This window comes from Gracilibacillus pellucidus, from assembly GCF_033949965.1.
GTDB lineage: Bacteria > Bacillota > Bacilli > Bacillales > Amphibacillaceae > Gracilibacillus > Gracilibacillus pellucidus.
Window position 1 is genome coordinate 1 of the sequence record NZ_JAWZSR010000007.1, and the last position, 17,931, is coordinate 17,931.

Genomic DNA, 17,931 nt, shown 5'->3' on the forward strand with positions numbered 1-17,931 from the left:
AAGAAGAGCGGAAGTTGCAAGAAGAAGAGCGGAAGTTGCAAGAAGAAGAGCGGAAGTTGCAAGAAGAAGAGCGGAAGTTGCAAGAAGAAGAGCGGAAGTTGCAAGAAGAAGAGCGGAAGTTGCAAGAAGAAGAGAGGAAGTTGCGAGAAGAGGAGCGGAAGTTGCAAGAAAGAGGAGCGGAAGTTGCAAGAAGAAGAGCGGAAGTTGCAAGAAGAAGAGCGGAAGTTGCAAGAAGAGGAGCAGAAGTTGCAAGAAGAAGAGCGGAAGTTGCAAGAAGAAGAGCGGAAGTTGCAAGAAGAGGAGCGGAAGTTGCAAGAAGAGGAGCGGAAGTTGCAAGAAGAGGAGCGGAAGTTGCAAGAAGAGGAGCGGAAGTTGCAAGAAGAGGAGCGGAAGTTGCAAGAAGAGGAGCGGAAGTTGCAAGAAGAAGAGCGGAAGTTGCAAGAAGGAAGGCAGAACATAACAAAAAAGGCACCTCCTCGGGCTTATCGGAAGTGCCTAAAATGATTTATTTTCTCAGCAGTAAATTCTTCAAGTTATATATTCTGAATTTCGTTCTTCCTTTTGATTCTATATCTAGCTGTTTTAATAGGCGGGATGTAGTATAGATTGAATCTAATAATAGAAACCACCTTGCCTGTTTATTAGTAATAGAATAGCCGAATAAATAGCTGTAGTCGATTAGTGCAGATAGGTGTGCTTGCTTATCTTGACAGCCACAGCTGTAACACTTCCATGTTCCGTATATCCTTTTCATGATAGCTTCACATCTCGGACAATATACGCCCCTTTTGATATTTTTCACATTATCTTTTGTTAGTTTAGAAAAAGAAAGTGGTCTATTACGGTGTAAAGAGATGAGTTGCTTACTTAGTTGTAAGCGCTTGTCCGCTATTAGTTGAGCTTCTGCGTAAGTTTTTGATAATTCTTTAATGCGAAAAGGAAGTTGTTGAATAGGGATAACATCAGGATCATGAAAAGTCAAATTAGCTTCCCTGTGAGTTAATGTTGTTAAGGTGTGGATGGGTATCGTATCATGCCCAAGGGAATAAAGAAGGTGTTGTAGCTGTTCTTTTTGTAAATTGGCCTGATGCAAAGGGTGTTGATAGATTTTTTCCTCGGATTCTTTCGTTTGGATTAACTGTCCAGCTTGATTAATAGATATAGTTCCTTTTAAATGTTTAACCTCTATCAACAAGAAAAAAGTAGGAAACAGAAATAATCCATCCATTTGAAAATGATAATTATTAAATTCGAGTCTCAAGTTGTATAAGTCATAATGGGAAGTAAAAGAAGCGAGATGGAGGTAATAAGGTAAGCTCTGTTCTCCGAGGTACCCAGCCAGTTCACGCCCGTAGAGTTCGCTGAGATCAGATGGAATGCTTGAACGGCGCTTCATGATTATTTCTAATTGGCGAAGTTGTTCTGTTTTTTCAGGAGGTTTTACAATCAATGAATCATCTCCTTTATTGATAAGTTTTCCTATATTATAGCACAATTTTAACAAGTAAAAAGCCATCCATTAAGATGAATGGCTCCATGGCTAGTTTAGATAACAGGATAATAAGCTTGATAAACGGGATTTGTATAATATGGTGGTCTAGGTCCAATTGCGGGTAGTGGCCAAGCGGCTGAATTGTCATCATATAACACATTTTCTGTTTTCTCGGATTCTCTTATTAATAAGTACTTTGCTTCTGGATTGTAATAATAATGCATCGTTTCACCTCCGTGATAGTAGGCTATGCATACTCTTTGTGAAATGAGCTAGTTTAATGGAAAATTAGACAAACACGGTATGTGCCCATTAAGCATAAAGTATGTGTAGCGAGTATTAAAGGAGGCATACGAATGTCGAATGAATATCCGATGTACCCTAATTATGGGAAGATTACGAAGTATGAAGAAGTAGGAATGACAGTGCCTGAACAACGACAATATCGTCAACCAGGTGTGGAAGGATTAATGGTACCTCATCCAATTATCGAAAACCCTAACTACAAAGGAAGCGGGAAGTTAAAAGATAAAGTAGCTCTTATCACAGGTGGTGATAGTGGGATGGGGGCAGCCGCTGCGATTGCCTTTGCGAAAGAAGGAGCAAATGTGGCGATTGCTTATTTAGATGAACATGATGATGCCAATCGAACGAAAGCGAGAATCGAAGAGTTAGGGCAAAAATGTTTATTGCTTCCTGGTGATTTGCGTGAGAAACAACAATGTGTGGATATCGTAGAAAAAACAGTGGAAGCATTTGGGCAGCTTGATGTGTTATGCAATCACGTGGGGATTCAGTTCCAACAATTAAGTTTAGAAGATATTACGGATGAACAATTTGATGATACATTTAAAGTAAATATCTATTCGCATTTTTATACTACTAGAGCGGCATTACAATACTTAAAAGCAGGAAGCTCCATCATCAATACTTCTTCTGTCGTTACCTTTTATGGGTTTGAGCAATTAATCGATTACACAGCAACAAAAGGTGCAAACATTGGTTTCACTCGTGCGCTTGCTAGAAATCTAGTGGAAAAAGGTATTCGTGTTAATGCCATTGCACCAGGAAGGTTTTGGACGCCCTTAATCCCATCTAGTTTCTCAGCTGACGAAGTGACGCTTGCTGGTAACCCAATGGATCGCCAAGCACAACCATTTGAGATTGCGCCAGCGTTTGTTTATCTTGCTTCAGATGATTCACGTTTTGTTACAGGTGAAACGATGCATGTGAATGGTGGGCAAGTTTTTGCATAATTCAATAGGTTAAGAAACAGTATAAGCAGAGTATTCTGGTTATGCTGTTTTTTTATGATCAACTAAAAGTAACTATGTATCAACTTTTTGTTGATGGACATAGGTCTTTAGGAGTATTATCCTTTTCCTATATCGGAAAAGGAGGACAAACTTATGCGCAAATCAATAGCTAATCGAATATTGTTAATTCTTATTTTGTTAGCGTTTTTATTTACTTTAAACACAGCACTTAGTGCGATTACCAATTCTCAGGTAAAACTATCTGCTGACTTAATGTCTAATTCTTTTGTCAATTTAGAAAGGGAACGTGTTAGTTTAGCTGAGGAAATGGGGCAAATTGATAAAACTATTCAAGCTTTTCTTATGAATAGTAGTAAAGATGAGGAAGCGATGACCGATACATTATTGACTAGCTTAGAGAAAGCAAATAGTAACAAAAATGAAATCGCTTCTATCACAAAAACTTTTTCTGAAAATGCAATGGATAATACGTTAAGAGATGGGTACGTTCGATATGAGGAAGATTTAGCTACATATTTGGAGCAAGTATCTTCTATAGCGGATTATATGGCAAATAATGATTTATCATCTGCTGCAAATAGTTATCAAAATCTTATTTCAATAGCGGAGGATATGGCGGATACGAAGAGTGAATTTTTAACTATATTAGATAACAGTATAAGCCACGAGAAAAATCTAATTAATTCTAGAATAAATAGATCTACTATTATTATTTGGGGAATGGCTATTATTTTTATCATTTCCGCAGCTGTAGCTTTTTGGATTTCGAAAAGGACGATCATTAATCCACTTAAAACCGCGAACAACAGCCTTCAATCTATTATTGAAAAGTTAGAAAATAACGAAGGTGATTTAACAGTACGGATAAAAAATAACTCAGTGGATGAAGTAGGGCAAATTACAAAAGGTATTAATCGTTTCTTAGAGACGTTACAACAAGCGATGATTTCTATCAAATCTGGCTCGCGCAAGGTGTATGCTTCTACAGAAAATATTAGTAATAATATTTCACATTCCAAAGATGCAACAGCTAATATTTCTGGTGCCTTAAATGAATTATCTGCAAGTATGGAAGAAATAAGTGCAACGATTCAAAATATGGAGGATGGTGCACAACATGTTCTATTTGCCGCTGATAGTATGACAAATGAGGTAAATGAAAAATCAGATTATGTTGAAAATATTGCAAAACAAGCAGAGGAGGTTAGAACGAAATCTAATCAGAGTAAAGAGCAAACAGAGCATATTTTGAAGGAAATCAAGAAAGCAATGGATATATCGATTGAAAACAGTCGATCTGTAGAACAAATAAATGGTCTTACAACAAATATTTTAGATATTTCTGCTCAGACAGATCTTCTGTCTCTTAATGCATCCATTGAGGCAGCAAGGGCGGGAGAAGCAGGGAAAGGCTTCGCTGTTGTGGCAGATGAGGTAAGGAAATTAGCAGAAAGCACACAAGAGACAGCGAGTGATATCCAACATATTAATACGTTAGTAACAAAATCGGTAGACGAATTGGTTGAGAATGCGAATAAAATTAATGCTTATATAACTGAAAAGGTATTAACTGATTATCAGGAATTTGTGGAGATAGCCAATAATTATAAGAAAAATATGGACTGGGTTAATGATATGCTTTCACGGTTCAGCACGAAATCGACAGAACTTCGAGGGATTTCAGATACAATGGCAACCGGTATTCAGGAAATTACAGTTGCTGTGGAGGAAAATGTTAATACAGTGATTGAATCTAGCGAGAATACAACTAGTTTACTAAATTCGGTTACGACGATTACTCAGGAAGCTAACCATAATAAAGAAATTGTAAATAGTTTAAATGAACAGGTCAACAAATTTAAAAAAGTTGAGGAAGAAAATAATCAAGAATAAAAATTGGTTTGTTTTAGGAAACATTGGAACAGCTACTGCTTGTTCCAATGCCTTTGCATCAGCAGTGTAATAACACCAATGATGAATACTAGCAACAAGCTAATCCAAAATCCAGGTCGAATGGTTTCATCCATTAAAGTTCCAGAAACGGCTGCTGTTAGAAACAATAACCCAACACATGCAATCACCTTGTTAACCAACTTTATTCCCTCTAAGACACGCCATGAGGAAATGATAATAAAAGCCCAGTTGAACAGCAATAAGATTCCGGCAGCTGTTGTAATATATTCATAAATTTTTTCTGGCAAGAGTAAAGCAGTAATGACGGAGGCAACCATTCCGATGGTCGCAAGTAATAAAGAAGGAAGAGGTAGTTCTTTAAACCTGTTGATTTTTTTCGAGAACAACTTCGGTGCATCTCCGTCTTTTGCTAAAGTGACGAGTAAAGTAACAACGCCAAACAACGCAGCAGTCATCGTCGAGAAGCCAGCAACAATGATTGCTGCGTTAAATAGGTGTGGAAAAAAAGGTAGTGAATACTCAGCTAAAGCTGTCACAAATGGGCTTTCTTTTGGATCGAATTTATCAACCGATGCCATAATCACAGCTAGACAAAGAGAGACAATATAGATAAGAGTGAGTAATCCTAGCATCACTTTCCCTGTTTTTGGTGCATCTTCTTTTTTCTTCAATCTGATTGCCATCAATCCAATTACTTCAATGCCACCAAAAGCATAAAAAGCATAGATAAGTGATGCCCAAAAGCCTTTATATCCACCAGTAAACGTATCAGCTAAATTAGTTGGAAAGCCTGGCTGAGAGACTGAATCACCAGAGATTCCACCAGATAGTGCAACAATCGCAATGATAATAAACATAAAAATGGCAGCAGTTTTGATAACTGCTAAAAAATCCTCAATACGGTCAAATCCTCTTGTTCCAAGCAAAATAACTAAAATAGACAGTATCGCATAAATCGCCGCAAGCACCCAAAGTGGAATGTCCGGAAACCACTTCTTTGTTAGAATAGCCAAGGCGATTAATTGACTACCCATAATTAAAATGCTTGAACACCAATAGTTCCATCCACAGCTAAAGCCAGCCCATTTACCAAAGGCTTTTTCCGCATAATAGCAGAAAGAACCTTCCTGGGGATCAGCAGCAGACATCTTTGCTAATAAATTAAACACAATATACGTACCAATGGCTGCAATCAAAAAAGAAAAGACAATGGAAGGTCCAGTAAGTTTGATACCAATACTTGAACCGAGAAAATAGCCTGTCCCAATCGTGCAGCCGACACCTGTTAACGCTAATTGCCACCAAGTAAGTTTTTTTTCCGAAGTAGAAGCCGATTCACTCACATTACATTCTCCTTATCCTGTTGAACTAAAGCGTGTTTAGTATTGGATAAAGTGAGCTAAAATATGAGTGTAATGGCCTGATAGCCAAAATAAATAGCAAAGCCAATTAAGGAAATGCCTGTGATAACAGAAATGGCTTTTACTATTTTGTCTGAGAGTAGGCGCCGAGAGCTACTAGAGATGAAAGCCATGGAGAGATCCCATACCATGACACCGAGTATAATCGCAGAGCTGTACCAAAATAAATGAAGTGTATCATATTTGTGCATCGTGTTTGCCAATACAGAACCATAAATACCTAACCAAAACAAAATCGAGAGTGGATTACTAATAGAAAGCAGAAATCCAGAGGTAAAGGTTTTGAATAATGAATCACGTTCCCCTCGCACTTGTAAGGATTGATTGGAAACAATACTTTCAATCCCTGTATACATAAGAACAAATGCGCCAAATGACCATAAAAATGTCTTCACCAAAGGAGTATCTAAAAAATGGACAACGCCAAAGTAGACCGCAAGGATAAAAAATAACTCTGCTATAATAGAACCTAATCCAATCATCCATGAATGCAAGAAGCCATTTTTAATGCCTTGGTTAATTTGTGCGGCATTGATTGGCCCGATTGGTGCGGCTAAAGATATCCCAAGAAACATGTAACTAAGAAAAATAGTCAATTACTTTCGCTCCCCCCAGCTAATATATGCTTGTACTATTACTATTCTATTTACAGAATGAGAAGATATGAGCCAAAGGAGATATAATATATGTATGTCACATTAAAGATAGCTTATGTATCACCTAAAGGTATGCAGACAACATTTCATTCAGAAGAACTTGAAGTGGAAGTGGCGTTAGCAATTGCTAATGATTTTGAACAGTGGAATCGAACGAAATCGATTGAATTTATTGATTACAAAGGCAACCACTGGAATAAAAAAGAGCTAAAGACCTACACAGAAGAAATGGTATCAGAGCCAAGTCATGTCACGGTGTATTTTGATGCTGGTTTTGATTTGAAAACGAATAAAGCGGGATTAGGTTTTGCGATCTACTACACACAAAATCATCAATCATACCGCATACGAAAAAATAGTACAGTCCCTGAATTGACCTCCAACAATGAAGCGGAGTATGTCGCATTATTTGAAGCGATTAAACAATTAGAAGAACTGCATGTTCATCATCAGCAGGTTACATTTAAAGGAGACTCTAAAGTAGTGATCAATCAATTATTGGGAGAATGGCCGTGCATGGAGGAAACGTTAAATAATTGGGCTGACAGAATTGAGCGAAAGCTGGAGATGATGGGGGTTGATGCCCAATATCAGGACATCGCCAGAAAAGATAATCGAGAAGCACATCAGTTAGCGACAAAGGCTATGGAAAATGTCGAAATAGACAGCTGTAAAAAGTTTTAGGTTTTGCTGTGAAGCCATAGTGCAGCAATCATCCTTTTGTAATGCCTCCTTTCTTAGTTTGTGCTATATTTATTGCTGAGGAGAGGATTACATGACAAAGATTCTAATTGTAGAAGACGAAGAAAAGCTAGCTCGTGTTTTAGAACTGGAATTGAATTACGAAGACTACCAAACAACTATTGCTATTGATGGACAAACAGCTTTTCAACTTTTACAAGAAAATGATTATGATCTTGTTTTATTAGATATTATGCTACCTGGAATGAGTGGTCTGGAAATACTGAGACGTTATCGAAAAACAAACACGGCCACTCCGATTCTTTTGTTAACTGCTCGTGATGAAGTACATGATAAAGTATCTGGACTAGATTTAGGGGCAAACGATTATATAACCAAACCATTTCAGATGGAAGAATTATTAGCAAGAGTTCGAGCACAATTAAGACTTGTGAAACCAGCTAATAGTGATCAAAACCAACTAAATTATCAAGATTTAACGATTGATCTCCCGTCAAGAGATGTGATAAGAGATGGTCAATCAATTGAACTTACCCCTCGTGAATATGACTTGCTTACCTTTTTATTAAAAAACAAAAACCAAGTATTTAATCGCGAGCAATTATTAGATAAAGTTTGGGGATTCGATTATATCGGGGATACCAATATTGTTGATGTCTATATTCGCTATATTCGCAATAAAATCGATAAACCATTTCAAAAAGTAACGATTCAAACAGTTCGTGGTGTTGGTTATACGATAAAGGATGTTAAAAAGTGAAATTACGAACAAAAGTACAACTTTTCCTAAGTGGATTTATGATTCTTGTTATTTTGCTTATTAATAGCGCTGTTTATGTATTATATGAAAATCGCGCTAGTGAAAACGAAATAAATCGAGTGAAAGCAGATGTAGAAAGTATTATGGAGGCAATTGTTAATAGCTCAACGCTTGAGATCGAACAGGAGAATTTGCTGACGGCTTATCTTCCTGCTAATGGGATCATTAGAGTTATTGATAGCAACGGGGATACGATAGAACATGTTAGCACAGATGAACGTTTTGACGAATGGCCTTTTGCTTATTCACAAACGGAACACAGTCAGATAGCGAGAGATAATCAAACACGATATGTCCAAGTCTCGATACCAATTATTTGGAAAGATGGTTCCGTCGTTACTTTACAAGTTAGTGAAGCTTTATATGCAATGGATGATTCATTAAGTACTTTGCGACTCGTGTTATTACTTACTGCTGGGATGATGATATTCCCGACATTATTAGCTGGTTATCTTTTATCCCAATATATCACCAACAAGATTCAGGCATTGACAGCTGAAATGAAAGAAAACCCGAAGAATGGAAGATGGGAGAAGCTTGAACTTAAACGAAACAACAAAGATGAGATTAGTGAGATGCAGCAAGCTTATAATGCTATGATTGATCGAATAGAAGAAAATAGACAGAAACAAGAACGGTTTGTTTCTGATGCTTCGCATGAACTCAGAACTCCTATATCTGTTATTAGAAGCTATGCGGAACTATTACAACGGCGTGGGAAGGACAAACCTGAAATATTTGATGAAGCAACAGATGCCATTCTATCGGAATCTGACCGTATGCAGCATTTAACGGAACAAATGCTTATTTTAGCTAAAAATGAGGATCAAGAAAATGTTCTATTTGAACAAGTTAATATTAGTCAAATTGTACGTGATGTCATTCGGTCATTATCTACTGCCTATCAGCGAGAAATTAAATTTTATCATGAAACAGAGCAAGATATTACAATTAGCGCAGACAGAAGTAAAATGCATCAGGCGCTTTACATTTTAGTTGATAATGCATGTAAATATAGCGAAGATACCGTCATTGTAAGGATGCAAGATATACAAGACCAGTTAGCAATTGATGTGATAGATAAAGGCGAAGGGTTATCTGAAGCAGAGCAACAACATATTTTTGACCGTTTTTACCGTGTTGACAAGGCACGAAGTCGAAAAGCAGGTGGAACAGGTCTTGGGTTGGCGATTTGTCATGGGATTGTTCAGTTACACGGAGGAAAGGTTCATATTGAGAGTCAAATGAACCAAGGTTCAACCTTTACTATAACATTGCCCAAATAACTATTTTCTCATCAAATTCTCATTTTTCTCTCATAGTCTGCTTAGTACTTTTGACTATACTATAAGTAACAAAAAAGAGGAGTGATTAAGGATGAAAAAGAAGCTATTGATGTTGGTATCCACGATTCTTATTATTTGTGGTGGAATATTTGTCATTAACATCTTCACCGCTTCTCCAGCCGAAGCCTATTTATCAGAGGATGAGGCGAAAGAAAAAATCGCGAAGCAATATGCCGGTCAAATAGAGGAAATAAAATTAGTAGAGGAAAGCAATCCAAAAGTGTATGAAGTGAGTATAAAAGGAACGGATCGGGATTATGCATTGGAAGTAAATGCAGAAACAGGAGAAGTGTTACAGCTAGATGAAAAATCCACACCTCCAATTAGTTCGAATGAAGAGGATGTGGATGAAAATACGGTAAGTCAGGAAAATAACAAGGAAGAAGATGATGACAGTAGATCGGATGAAATCGAGCAACAATCTGATTCTGCAACAAATACACTGATTTCCGCAGAAGAGGCAAGAGCGATTGTATCAGAACAATATCCGAATGGAGATATTATGGAATTTGAACAAGATGAAGAGGATGGAAGATACCTCTATGAAATAGAATTGAGAACAGACAAAGAAGAAATTGACTTAGAGATTGATGCATATACTGGTTCGATTATCTCCATTTCTAAAGATGAACTGGAAGAGGATTGATGGAGAATACAGTCTCACTTTATATGAAAAAGTCGTAACTAAATAGTAGGTAAAACACTGGAGTTATCTAGTGTTTTATTTTTTTTTGAATAAAGCGTAAAGTTTACTTGACGGTAAAGGTTGCTTTACATTAAACTCAAAATAGAAAGGATGAGTTGTGTGTGAAAAATCGAATGAAGGAATTTCGGAATGAGCAGCGGATTTCTCAAGAAAGCATCGCAAGCAAATTAAATGTGTCTCGTCAAACCATTATCTCTATTGAAAAAGGTAAATATAATCCTTCTTTACCGTTAGCTATTCAAATCGCACGACTATTTAATCGAACGGTAGAGGAAGTATTTATATTGGAAGATGATGATATAAAATAGAAAGGAAGATAAATGTGACAAAGCAATATGACCGAAAATTATTTGTGATTTTAGGTGTGTTCTTTTTGTTATTGGCTATTTTATTTAATGTAGCGACGATCAGTACCAGGACTTTTCCAGCTGGTCATGATCTGATGTTACTTGCTATGACGGTGATGTGTTTTTGTAATGCCTATTTAGCACCGCAATTTGTTCAAAATGATGAACGGACAAAAAAGATTAGAGAGCGTAGCATGTTTTATAGTTATATTATGAATATCGGATTTATCATCGTCATGCTTACCGTATTATACTTTGACATACTAGATGTAACGGCATATCAAGCAGTAGCAATCTTAGGTGCATTAATAATTGTGACATCTTTTCTGACGATGGTTGTACTGTCAAAACGGTATTAGTAAGGAGGGGAAGAAATATGTATGGTTGGTATTTACTTATCGTTATTCTATTTGGTGTGATCGTGACATATGTAATTTCGAAAAAAGCTCGAAATAATAGTCAGCAACTGACGAAGAAAGGCTTCTATGGGCTTATGATTGTTTTTGTTCTTGTGTTTGTGATCGCTGTTATTATGGCAGCCTTTCTAGGGGATTAATCTTTATCAACTATTAAACAGGCATGAATCTGCTATTAGATTCATGCCTGTAAACGATCGATAAAATTATGAAGCAACTGCAATGTTGCAATATTTTGATTACAGCTTATTGGATCTTTGCAAATATAGTTTCCTCGCTTCGAATAGGTACCACGCATCTGCCCTTTTTTCGCGGATGTAAATAGTGAAACATTTTCTAATCCGTTACAAAGGGAACAGATTCCTTTTTGTTGTGTCGTATCAAGTTGTCCTTGGACTCCGATTAGCTTTTCATCCTTAGGAATGAGCATAAATGTTTTGTTTAAACTGACATCATCCCATCTTAGATAGACCGTTTCTTTTCTATCAAATGGTTCTAAGTCAGGCATTTTCAATTTCTTTACTTTGGGAAATGCTTTTTGTAATTGCTTTTCACTAATTAGTGGAAAAGATATAACATATTGTTTAAGTTGTTGAAGAAAGGGATCGATATCTTCTCTATCTTTCATTGTTTGTATAGCAGATAGTATCTCCTTTTGTTCTTCAGAAAGGTGATCTAATTGCTTTTCTAATTCTTCCATAGCGATTTCTTTGACTGCTTGAATGACTTGGCTATCGTTAGAATTCGCTTGAGCACTGACGATCTTTTTCACTTGTTGTTTTATATAATGATATTGATGGGGTTGTATAAACGCGTCCATTGTTCATCCTCCTTGCTTTTAGTTTAGCAGTTTTTAGATAAAAAGATATGGCAAGAACGATTGGAAACCATTCTTACCATATTCGTACCTTATATCTTTTTATAGACAATTTTTTTAATCGTTTCAACTGATAAAGAAAAGGTTGTCGCTAACACTTCGATGGTTGTACCTGTATGAAATAAATTTCGTATTTGTTGATTTCGCTTGTCATAATAACTTCTACTTCCAGAACATATTCCCCAGCGATTTTTTGTTTCTCGCTTTGGAATATAGATGCTTTTTCCTTGTACATATTCCTGTAAGGCAAGCAGTAGTTCTTCGGGAAGGATTTCTTGCGCTTTTGTCGTTTTCAATGTGCTCACTCCTTATTTTTCGTTCGATAAGTAGGAGCCTGCGCAAATAAGGCGATTTTCTCATCACCCATACAAAGTATCGCCTTATTTGTTAGGCTTTGCATGGGAACGATTAAAGAAGGGCAATTGCTTAAGTATTGCCATTTAAAACACCTCCACCATTATATTATACAACAATTTACATCTCTAAACCAATCTACTATTAACGAACCAGGCTTTGTGCTAGTCTAGGTGTAAGTAATCGAAGGAGCGTGTATAAAATGGAAACAAAAAATCAACAGTTTTTCCGTGAATTTAATGAAGCTTTTGTTAAAGCAAATAGTGAAAAAATCTTGCAAAGTGTGACAGAGGATATCGTTTGGCGCATGGTAGGAAATGATACATTGAAAGGGATAGATGTACTAGAAGAATCATTAGAAGGAATGGATAAGGGGAACCAATTTGAGCTAGATATCGAACATTTAATTACTCATGGTAAAGAAGGTGTCGTAAATGGGATTATCCATTCAACCGATAGAAGTGGTGTACAACGTCACTATAGTTTTTGCGATATCTACAAATTAAATAAACATAAAGATGGAAAGATTAAAGAAATTATTAGTTATGTAGTAGAGATATAATCAAAAATGTTCAGTGAGCGCTCTTAATGAAGCGCTCATTTTTTTACATCTGAATTATTATATTTTTCTTCTAACCAACTTGCAAAAAATGTTAAAATAAGGATGGTGCTACACATCATCACCCAGGCAAAGATACCAAATAATATATTCATCTTTTAACCTCCTTTATTTGTATGTTAGAGGATGGAACGCGTTTCAGAGCAAGAACTTTTTTGAAAAAGGTGAGAGGACATGGCTAATATTCGTGATATTGCTCAAATGGCAGGTGTGTCTGTTACAACGGTGTCAAGAGTAATCAATAATCATCCATATGTAAGTGAAGAGAAAAGAGAAGCTGTCATACAAGCGATGGAAAAAGTTAATTATCAAGTTAATCGTACAGCAGTCAATCTAAGCCAAGGGAAAACACATTTGATTGGTGTGGTTGTACCATTTGCTAGGCATCCTTATTTTGGTTTGTTGATCGAGGGAGTAGCTAAACAAGCAATGGAAAGACACTACCATTTTGTTCTTATTCAAACTAATTATGAAGGGTCACGTGAGTGGGAAGCATTAAATATGCTAAAGCATAAACAAATAGATGCTCTAATTATTTGTTCACGTACGTTGGCACTGGATGAAATAGAACGATATCAGCAATATGGAGCCATTGTTGTTTGTGAAAATGCGACAGGTAATCAGTATGTCGATTCTGTATATATAGATCATTATCAAAGCTTTACAGATGCGTTGACATATTTACATCAACATGGATATCAGCAAATAGGATATTGTATTGGTCGCCAATCTGGATCTAATAGTTATTTCCGTCATCAAGCATATCAAGATTTCCTTAAACGTTATCCACAGCAGGAATTTATTTTTACTGATAATTATTATTTTGAGGATGGGCAAAAAATCGTTGATGAGATCATGCAGTTGCGTGTTAAACCAGATGCATTGTTAGTGAGTTGTGATATAGTGGCTGCAGGTATTTTTACAGCTGTCCAGAATATAGGAATAGAGATACCGAATGATCTAGCACTAATAGGTTTTGATAATCAACCGATGTCAAAAATGATGGGAATAACTACATTTGAAGTCCCAATTGTGACAATGGGGGAGAGGTTATTTATACATGCATTAGGTGAAGCGGAAACGTCACATGAAAAGCTAGCTGTTACATTAATAGAAAGAAAAACTGTGTAAGTTACATTACTTCTGAAAAGCAAAAATCCAACGTGTTGTCACACGTTGGATTTTTTAATGGCTATTAGTCTTCTACAACAAATTCGAATCCGCCAGAGAATTTGATCTCTTTACCAATTAATACTCCACCAGTTTCAAGTGCTGCGTTCCAAGTTAAACCATAATCTTCGCGGTTGATTTTACCAGATACATCAGCACCTGCGATTGTGTTACCTTGCATTGGATCTTTTGCTTTTCCGTTATATTCTACAGTGAACGTTTCTTCTTTTGTAACGTCTACGATTGTTAAATCACCAGTTACTTTGAATTCATCGTCACTTACTTTTGTAATGTTTTTACTTTCGAATGTAATAGTTGGGAATTCTTCTACGTTGAAGAAGTCAGCAGACTTTAAGTGTCCGTTACGATCTTCATTATTTGTTTCAACAGATGCTACATCGATTGTTACTTTAACGCTAGCGTCTTCTAATTTATCGAAGTCACCGTTGAAATCAACATCAAAGCTTTGGAATTCACCTTTCGCTTTAGATACCATCATATGTTTTACTTCAAAATTAAGACCACTGTGTACTTTATCTAATGTTACGTTTGCCATTTTAAAATTCCTCCCAAAAAATTAATTACTTACTTTATGTAACTAAGTATACAAACAATAATCAGTTACGTCAAGTAATTTAATTATTTTATTTATGTAAAAAAATTTGCTATACTACAATTAAAGAGGTGAAAACTATGGCAGATACAACCATTTGTCCGAAGTTTGAATCGGCATTAAATATATTAAATAAGCGTTGGACTGGATTGATCATTTTTCAATTACTTGAAGGTGCACAACGTTTTTCAACGATTGAATCATCAATCGGTATTAGCGGTCGTGTTTTATCTGAGCGTTTAAAGGACTTAGAGAAGCAAGGTATTGTTAAGCGCCATGTATATAATGAAACCCCAGTTAGAATCGAGTATGATCTAACGGAAAAAGGGCTGGCGTTAAAACCGGTATTAGAAAGTATTCAACGATGGGCAGATAACTGGCAAGAAGCAGATAATCAATCACTTGTATAAAGATTACCCGGTATAGTGGTAGTTAAAACTGTGAAGTAAATACTTCGCAGTTTTTCTTTTTTGTACTAAAATATAAAATAATAATGAATATCGGAGGCATACATATGACAAAACCGAAAATTACGGTAATCGGTAGTATTAATATGGATTTAGTGACAGAGACAAATGTTGTACCTGTGCAAGGTGAAACGGTAAGAGGTGAAAACTTTCATACCATTCCTGGTGGGAAAGGTGCTAACCAAGCAGTGGCAGCAGCCCGGCTTGGCGCAGATGTAACAATGATTGGTCGTGTTGGGGACGATGCATTTGGAGAAGAGTTGCTCAATAATTTACGCAATGAACATATTCATGTAGACCATGTTGAGCGTCTAAATCAAACACCGACAGGACTTGCGAATATTATTTTGTCAGACCAAGATAACCGAATTATTATCGTTGCGGGTGCAAATGGCGAAGTAACAACCGAATATATCGAACAAGTAAAACAATCCATCCTTGATAGCGATTATGTTTTATTACAGTTTGAAATTCCGAAAGAGACGATTACTTTTTGTATCGATTTTTGTCAGGAGCATAATATTCCCGTTATCATTAATCCAGCACCTGCAATGGAATTAGATAATGCTTCATGGGAGAAGGCTACGTATATTACACCGAATGAAACAGAAAAAGAACAATTATTTGGTGATACATTAAGTGAGCATTTAATTACGACAAAAGGAAAAGACGGTGTGACGTTTGTTGAGGATAGGGCAGAAAAAAGTGTACCATCACATGCAGTCGAAGTAGTAGATACTACTGGAGCTGGTGATACGTTCAACGGGGCACTTGCAGTAGCACTTGCAGAAGGAAAGTCTTTAACAGAAGCAGTGACTTTTGCTAATGCAGCTGCAGCACTATCTGTTGGTAAAATGGGGGCACAGGGCGGAATGCCTACAAGAGAACAAGTTCTACAATTTTTACGAAAAGGTTGATGATGATGGCAACAAGTATCATAAAAAATGATTGGGCAGAACGATTAGAAGAAGAATTTCAAAAGGATTATTATTGGCACTTGCGTGAATTTCTAAAAAGGGAATATCAGCAACATACGATTTATCCTGATATGTACGATATTTACAATGCGTTACATTACACACCTTTTCATCAAGTAAAGGTAGTCATTCTCGGCCAAGATCCATATCATGGTCCGGGGCAAGCGCATGGTTTGAGTTTTTCTGTTAAACCAGAGGTTACGATTCCACCGTCATTACGGAATATTTATAAAGAGTTGCAAGCAGATTTAGGTTGTGCAATCCCGAATCACGGCTACTTGGTGAGATGGGCAGAGCAAGGTGTCTTGTTACTAAACAATGTATTAACGGTCAGAAATGGACAGGCACATTCCCACCGAGGCCAAGGCTGGGAGCAGTTCACAGACCAAGTCATTACGACATTGAATCAAAAAGAAACACCTGTTGTTTATATTCTATGGGGAGCAGCAGCACAGAAAAAACAAGCACTAATCGATTTATCCAAACATTATGTGATTAAATCACCACACCCAAGCCCTTTATCCGCACATCGTGGCTTTTTCGGCAGTAAACCATTTTCACAAACAAACCAACTGCTCGAACAAAATGGGCAACAGCCGATCGATTGGCAGATTGAATAGAAAAAGTATCATGAAATAAGCGTATGAGGCGGATTAATTTGCTGACAAAAATGAGCGGGAATCTAGCACAAAGTGTCATCAAATCGCGCTAGATAGGTGTAATAAAAAGAGAGTTAGTGGTAAGCACACTAACTCTCTTTTCGTAAAACTCCCACTGATTGAAGTCTCGCTTTATATGATTACTCAGATTTATTCTGAATTAATTCTTTCAGTTCTTGAATTTCTTTTCTTAATTCTTTTATTTCACTGGTATCCTCTTTAATTTCGTCTGTATCTTCTTCAATATCGTCCGTAATTTTTTGTGCGTTATTAACGATTTCCCCGACAATTAAGTTAATCATAATGAAAGCTGATATAACAATGAAAGTAAGGAAGTAAAGCCATGCCCATGGTTCTTGTTCAAAGATTGGTCGGAAGATACCACTTGCCCAAGATTCTAAGGTGAAAATTTGGAACAAGGTGATGAATGTTAAAAAGATATTTCCGAAATATTCTGGAGCAATTTCGTGATAGAAAGATGTTCCTAAAACAGCATACACATAAAAAATAAGTGACATCACTAAAAGTACACTACTAATAGTTGGGATAGCCATAAATAAAGCAGTGACAACTCTTCTTAATGTAGGAATTGCTGTAATCGTACGGAATACTCGCAAGACACGGAAAATACGTAAGACACTAACAAATGGAGTGCTATATAGAATAAGACTTCCGAGTACGATGACAAAGTCAAAGATGTTCCAAGGGTTCGAGAAGAAGTCCTTTTTCCAAACGAGTATCTTCAAAATAACTTCTAATGCAAAAATAATTAGAATAATAATATCAATTACAACAAAGTATGTATGATAGTTTTCGTAAATAGGTGGGTATGTCTCAAGTCCAATTAAGACAGCGTTGAATAGAATTAATGCCGTGATAAAACGATTAAAGCGTTTATCTGTAACCAAAGACTTTATGAAATTCATTCGATTTCTCCTTTTATATAAATCTTCTCTATTAAAATCATTTTAAGATGAATAGTACAGAAATACAAACTGTATACTCCCTTTTTTTGATTTTAGTATAATATTGAATGAAAAAGGAAGGGGGCAGAAGCTGTGAATTACAGAATAAACCATTTATTGATGGGGTTGGCAG

General features: G+C 36.4%; 23 protein-coding genes. 15 read left to right on the forward strand and 8 right to left on the reverse strand.

The features are described 5' to 3' along the window. Nucleotides 1-183 precede the first annotated feature (183 nt). Nucleotides 184-504, forward strand: a complete 321-nt coding sequence (locus tag SH601_RS12135; RefSeq protein WP_319958583.1) for a hypothetical protein — start codon at nucleotides 184-186, stop codon at nucleotides 502-504. Between the two features lies 1 nt (nucleotide 505). Here the strand turns inward: SH601_RS12135 and SH601_RS12140 are convergent, their stop codons facing one another. Together SH601_RS12140 and SH601_RS12145 are read right to left on the reverse strand one after the other, a co-directional pair. Next, nucleotides 506-1,450 carry a nuclease-related domain-containing protein gene (locus SH601_RS12140; RefSeq protein ID WP_319958584.1) on the reverse strand — a complete coding sequence of 315 codons (945 nt, stop codon included), beginning with the start codon at nucleotides 1,448-1,450 and terminating at the stop codon, nucleotides 506-508. 95 nt (nucleotides 1,451-1,545) lie between these two features. After that, nucleotides 1,546-1,716: a hypothetical protein gene (locus tag SH601_RS12145; protein WP_319958585.1), complete on the reverse strand. Its 171-nt coding sequence runs from the start codon at nucleotides 1,714-1,716 to the stop codon at nucleotides 1,546-1,548. A 132-nt stretch (nucleotides 1,717-1,848) separates the two neighbouring features. Here SH601_RS12145 and SH601_RS12150 point away from each other — a divergent pair, with 132 nt between their 5' ends. Next, nucleotides 1,849-2,748, forward strand: a complete 900-nt coding sequence (locus SH601_RS12150; protein WP_319958586.1) for an SDR family oxidoreductase — start codon at nucleotides 1,849-1,851, stop codon at nucleotides 2,746-2,748. 153 nt (nucleotides 2,749-2,901) lie between these two features. Next, nucleotides 2,902-4,662 carry a methyl-accepting chemotaxis protein gene (locus SH601_RS12155; protein WP_319958587.1) on the forward strand — a complete coding sequence of 587 codons (1,761 nt, stop codon included), beginning with the start codon at nucleotides 2,902-2,904 and terminating at the stop codon, nucleotides 4,660-4,662. A gap of 32 nt (nucleotides 4,663-4,694) precedes the next feature. On the opposite strand, the gene SH601_RS12160 is transcribed toward SH601_RS12155, so the two are convergent. Next, nucleotides 4,695-6,026 (reverse strand): amino acid permease, encoded by a 1,332-nt coding sequence (locus SH601_RS12160; protein ID WP_319958588.1) that lies wholly within the window; start codon nucleotides 6,024-6,026, stop codon nucleotides 4,695-4,697. Nucleotides 6,027-6,082: 56 nt separating this feature from the next. Continuing rightward, nucleotides 6,083-6,700: a LysE family transporter gene (locus SH601_RS12165; protein ID WP_319958589.1), complete on the reverse strand. Its 618-nt coding sequence runs from the start codon at nucleotides 6,698-6,700 to the stop codon at nucleotides 6,083-6,085. Nucleotides 6,701-6,790: 90 nt separating this feature from the next. On the opposite strand from SH601_RS12165, the gene SH601_RS12170 reads away from it, so the two are divergent. The 7 genes from SH601_RS12170 (at nucleotide 6,791) to SH601_RS12200 (ending at nucleotide 11,237) form a co-directional block, all read left to right on the forward strand. Beyond that, nucleotides 6,791-7,444: a reverse transcriptase-like protein gene (locus SH601_RS12170; RefSeq protein WP_319958590.1), complete on the forward strand. Its 654-nt coding sequence runs from the start codon at nucleotides 6,791-6,793 to the stop codon at nucleotides 7,442-7,444. Between the two features lie 91 nt (nucleotides 7,445-7,535). Beyond that, nucleotides 7,536-8,222: a response regulator transcription factor gene (locus tag SH601_RS12175; RefSeq protein ID WP_319958591.1), complete on the forward strand. Its 687-nt coding sequence runs from the start codon at nucleotides 7,536-7,538 to the stop codon at nucleotides 8,220-8,222. Then, the gene (locus SH601_RS12180; protein WP_319958592.1) at nucleotides 8,219-9,568 is read left to right on the forward strand and encodes a HAMP domain-containing sensor histidine kinase; all 1,350 of its coding nucleotides are present in this window, start codon (nucleotides 8,219-8,221) and stop codon (nucleotides 9,566-9,568) included. Before SH601_RS12175 ends, SH601_RS12180 begins: the two co-directional genes overlap by 4 nt. Before the next feature lie 91 nt (nucleotides 9,569-9,659). Next, nucleotides 9,660-10,274: a PepSY domain-containing protein gene (locus tag SH601_RS12185; protein ID WP_319958593.1), complete on the forward strand. Its 615-nt coding sequence runs from the start codon at nucleotides 9,660-9,662 to the stop codon at nucleotides 10,272-10,274. Between the two features lie 161 nt (nucleotides 10,275-10,435). Then, nucleotides 10,436-10,642, forward strand: coding sequence for a helix-turn-helix transcriptional regulator (locus SH601_RS12190; RefSeq protein WP_319958594.1), 207 nt, complete (start codon nucleotides 10,436-10,438; stop codon nucleotides 10,640-10,642). Between the two features lie 14 nt (nucleotides 10,643-10,656). After that, entirely contained in the window at nucleotides 10,657-11,040 is a 384-nt protein-coding gene (locus tag SH601_RS12195; RefSeq protein ID WP_319958595.1) for a hypothetical protein, read from the forward strand. 17 nt (nucleotides 11,041-11,057) lie between these two features. Further along, the gene (locus SH601_RS12200) at nucleotides 11,058-11,237 is read left to right on the forward strand and encodes a hypothetical protein (RefSeq protein WP_319958596.1); all 180 of its coding nucleotides are present in this window, start codon (nucleotides 11,058-11,060) and stop codon (nucleotides 11,235-11,237) included. A 41-nt stretch (nucleotides 11,238-11,278) separates the two neighbouring features. On the opposite strand, the gene SH601_RS12205 is transcribed toward SH601_RS12200, so the two are convergent. After that, nucleotides 11,279-11,917 carry a FusB/FusC family EF-G-binding protein gene (locus SH601_RS12205; protein ID WP_319958597.1) on the reverse strand — a complete coding sequence of 213 codons (639 nt, stop codon included), beginning with the start codon at nucleotides 11,915-11,917 and terminating at the stop codon, nucleotides 11,279-11,281. Nucleotides 11,918-12,006: 89 nt separating this feature from the next. Further along, nucleotides 12,007-12,270, reverse strand: coding sequence for a CD3324 family protein (locus SH601_RS12210; protein ID WP_319958598.1), 264 nt, complete (start codon nucleotides 12,268-12,270; stop codon nucleotides 12,007-12,009). Nucleotides 12,271-12,530: 260 nt separating this feature from the next. On the opposite strand from SH601_RS12210, the gene SH601_RS12215 reads away from it, so the two are divergent. After that, nucleotides 12,531-12,890 (forward strand): nuclear transport factor 2 family protein, encoded by a 360-nt coding sequence (locus tag SH601_RS12215; RefSeq protein WP_319958599.1) that lies wholly within the window; start codon nucleotides 12,531-12,533, stop codon nucleotides 12,888-12,890. Between the two features lie 231 nt (nucleotides 12,891-13,121). After that, a complete protein-coding gene (locus SH601_RS12220; protein ID WP_319958600.1) occupies nucleotides 13,122-14,078 on the forward strand; it encodes a LacI family DNA-binding transcriptional regulator in 957 nt (318 codons plus the stop codon). A 64-nt stretch (nucleotides 14,079-14,142) separates the two neighbouring features. On the opposite strand, the gene SH601_RS12225 is transcribed toward SH601_RS12220, so the two are convergent. Beyond that, a complete protein-coding gene (locus tag SH601_RS12225; protein ID WP_319958601.1) occupies nucleotides 14,143-14,673 on the reverse strand; it encodes a YceI family protein in 531 nt (176 codons plus the stop codon). Between the two features lie 137 nt (nucleotides 14,674-14,810). Here SH601_RS12225 and SH601_RS12230 point away from each other — a divergent pair, with 137 nt between their 5' ends. The 3 genes from SH601_RS12230 to SH601_RS12240 all read left to right on the forward strand — a co-directional run bounded on the left by SH601_RS12230 (nucleotide 14,811) and on the right by SH601_RS12240 (nucleotide 16,794). Continuing rightward, nucleotides 14,811-15,140: a winged helix-turn-helix transcriptional regulator gene (locus tag SH601_RS12230; protein ID WP_319958602.1), complete on the forward strand. Its 330-nt coding sequence runs from the start codon at nucleotides 14,811-14,813 to the stop codon at nucleotides 15,138-15,140. Between the two features lie 104 nt (nucleotides 15,141-15,244). Further along, nucleotides 15,245-16,114, forward strand: a complete 870-nt coding sequence (gene rbsK, locus SH601_RS12235) for a ribokinase (protein WP_319958603.1) — start codon at nucleotides 15,245-15,247, stop codon at nucleotides 16,112-16,114. A 5-nt stretch (nucleotides 16,115-16,119) separates the two neighbouring features. Continuing rightward, nucleotides 16,120-16,794, forward strand: coding sequence for a uracil-DNA glycosylase (locus SH601_RS12240; protein ID WP_319958604.1), 675 nt, complete (start codon nucleotides 16,120-16,122; stop codon nucleotides 16,792-16,794). Nucleotides 16,795-16,973: 179 nt separating this feature from the next. Here the strand turns inward: SH601_RS12240 and SH601_RS12245 are convergent, their stop codons facing one another. After that, a complete protein-coding gene (locus SH601_RS12245) occupies nucleotides 16,974-17,759 on the reverse strand; it encodes an ion transporter (RefSeq protein WP_319958605.1) in 786 nt (261 codons plus the stop codon). Nucleotides 17,760-17,931: the final 172 nt, after the last annotated feature.

Bases quoted from the DNA above. Each gene is read 5' to 3' on its own strand.
- SH601_RS12145 (WP_319958585.1), bottom strand. From the start codon at position 1,716: ATGCATTATTATTACAATCCAGAAGCAAAGTACTTATTAATAAGAGAA.
- SH601_RS12150 (WP_319958586.1), top strand. From the start codon at position 1,849: ATGTCGAATGAATATCCGATGTACCCTAATTATGGGAAGATTACGAAG.
- SH601_RS12155 (WP_319958587.1), top strand. From the start codon at position 2,902: ATGCGCAAATCAATAGCTAATCGAATATTGTTAATTCTTATTTTGTTA.
- SH601_RS12170 (WP_319958590.1), top strand. From the start codon at position 6,791: ATGTATGTCACATTAAAGATAGCTTATGTATCACCTAAAGGTATGCAG.
- SH601_RS12175 (WP_319958591.1), top strand. From the start codon at position 7,536: ATGACAAAGATTCTAATTGTAGAAGACGAAGAAAAGCTAGCTCGTGTT.
- SH601_RS12185 (WP_319958593.1), top strand. From the start codon at position 9,660: ATGAAAAAGAAGCTATTGATGTTGGTATCCACGATTCTTATTATTTGT.
- SH601_RS12200 (WP_319958596.1), top strand. From the start codon at position 11,058: ATGTATGGTTGGTATTTACTTATCGTTATTCTATTTGGTGTGATCGTG.
- SH601_RS12205 (WP_319958597.1), bottom strand. From the start codon at position 11,917: ATGGACGCGTTTATACAACCCCATCAATATCATTATATAAAACAACAA.
- SH601_RS12215 (WP_319958599.1), top strand. From the start codon at position 12,531: ATGGAAACAAAAAATCAACAGTTTTTCCGTGAATTTAATGAAGCTTTT.
- SH601_RS12220 (WP_319958600.1), top strand. From the start codon at position 13,122: ATGGCTAATATTCGTGATATTGCTCAAATGGCAGGTGTGTCTGTTACA.
- SH601_RS12225 (WP_319958601.1), bottom strand. From the start codon at position 14,673: ATGGCAAACGTAACATTAGATAAAGTACACAGTGGTCTTAATTTTGAA.
- SH601_RS12230 (WP_319958602.1), top strand. From the start codon at position 14,811: ATGGCAGATACAACCATTTGTCCGAAGTTTGAATCGGCATTAAATATA.
- rbsK (WP_319958603.1), top strand. From the start codon at position 15,245: ATGACAAAACCGAAAATTACGGTAATCGGTAGTATTAATATGGATTTA.
- SH601_RS12240 (WP_319958604.1), top strand. From the start codon at position 16,120: ATGGCAACAAGTATCATAAAAAATGATTGGGCAGAACGATTAGAAGAA.
- SH601_RS12245 (WP_319958605.1), bottom strand. From the start codon at position 17,759: ATGAATTTCATAAAGTCTTTGGTTACAGATAAACGCTTTAATCGTTTT.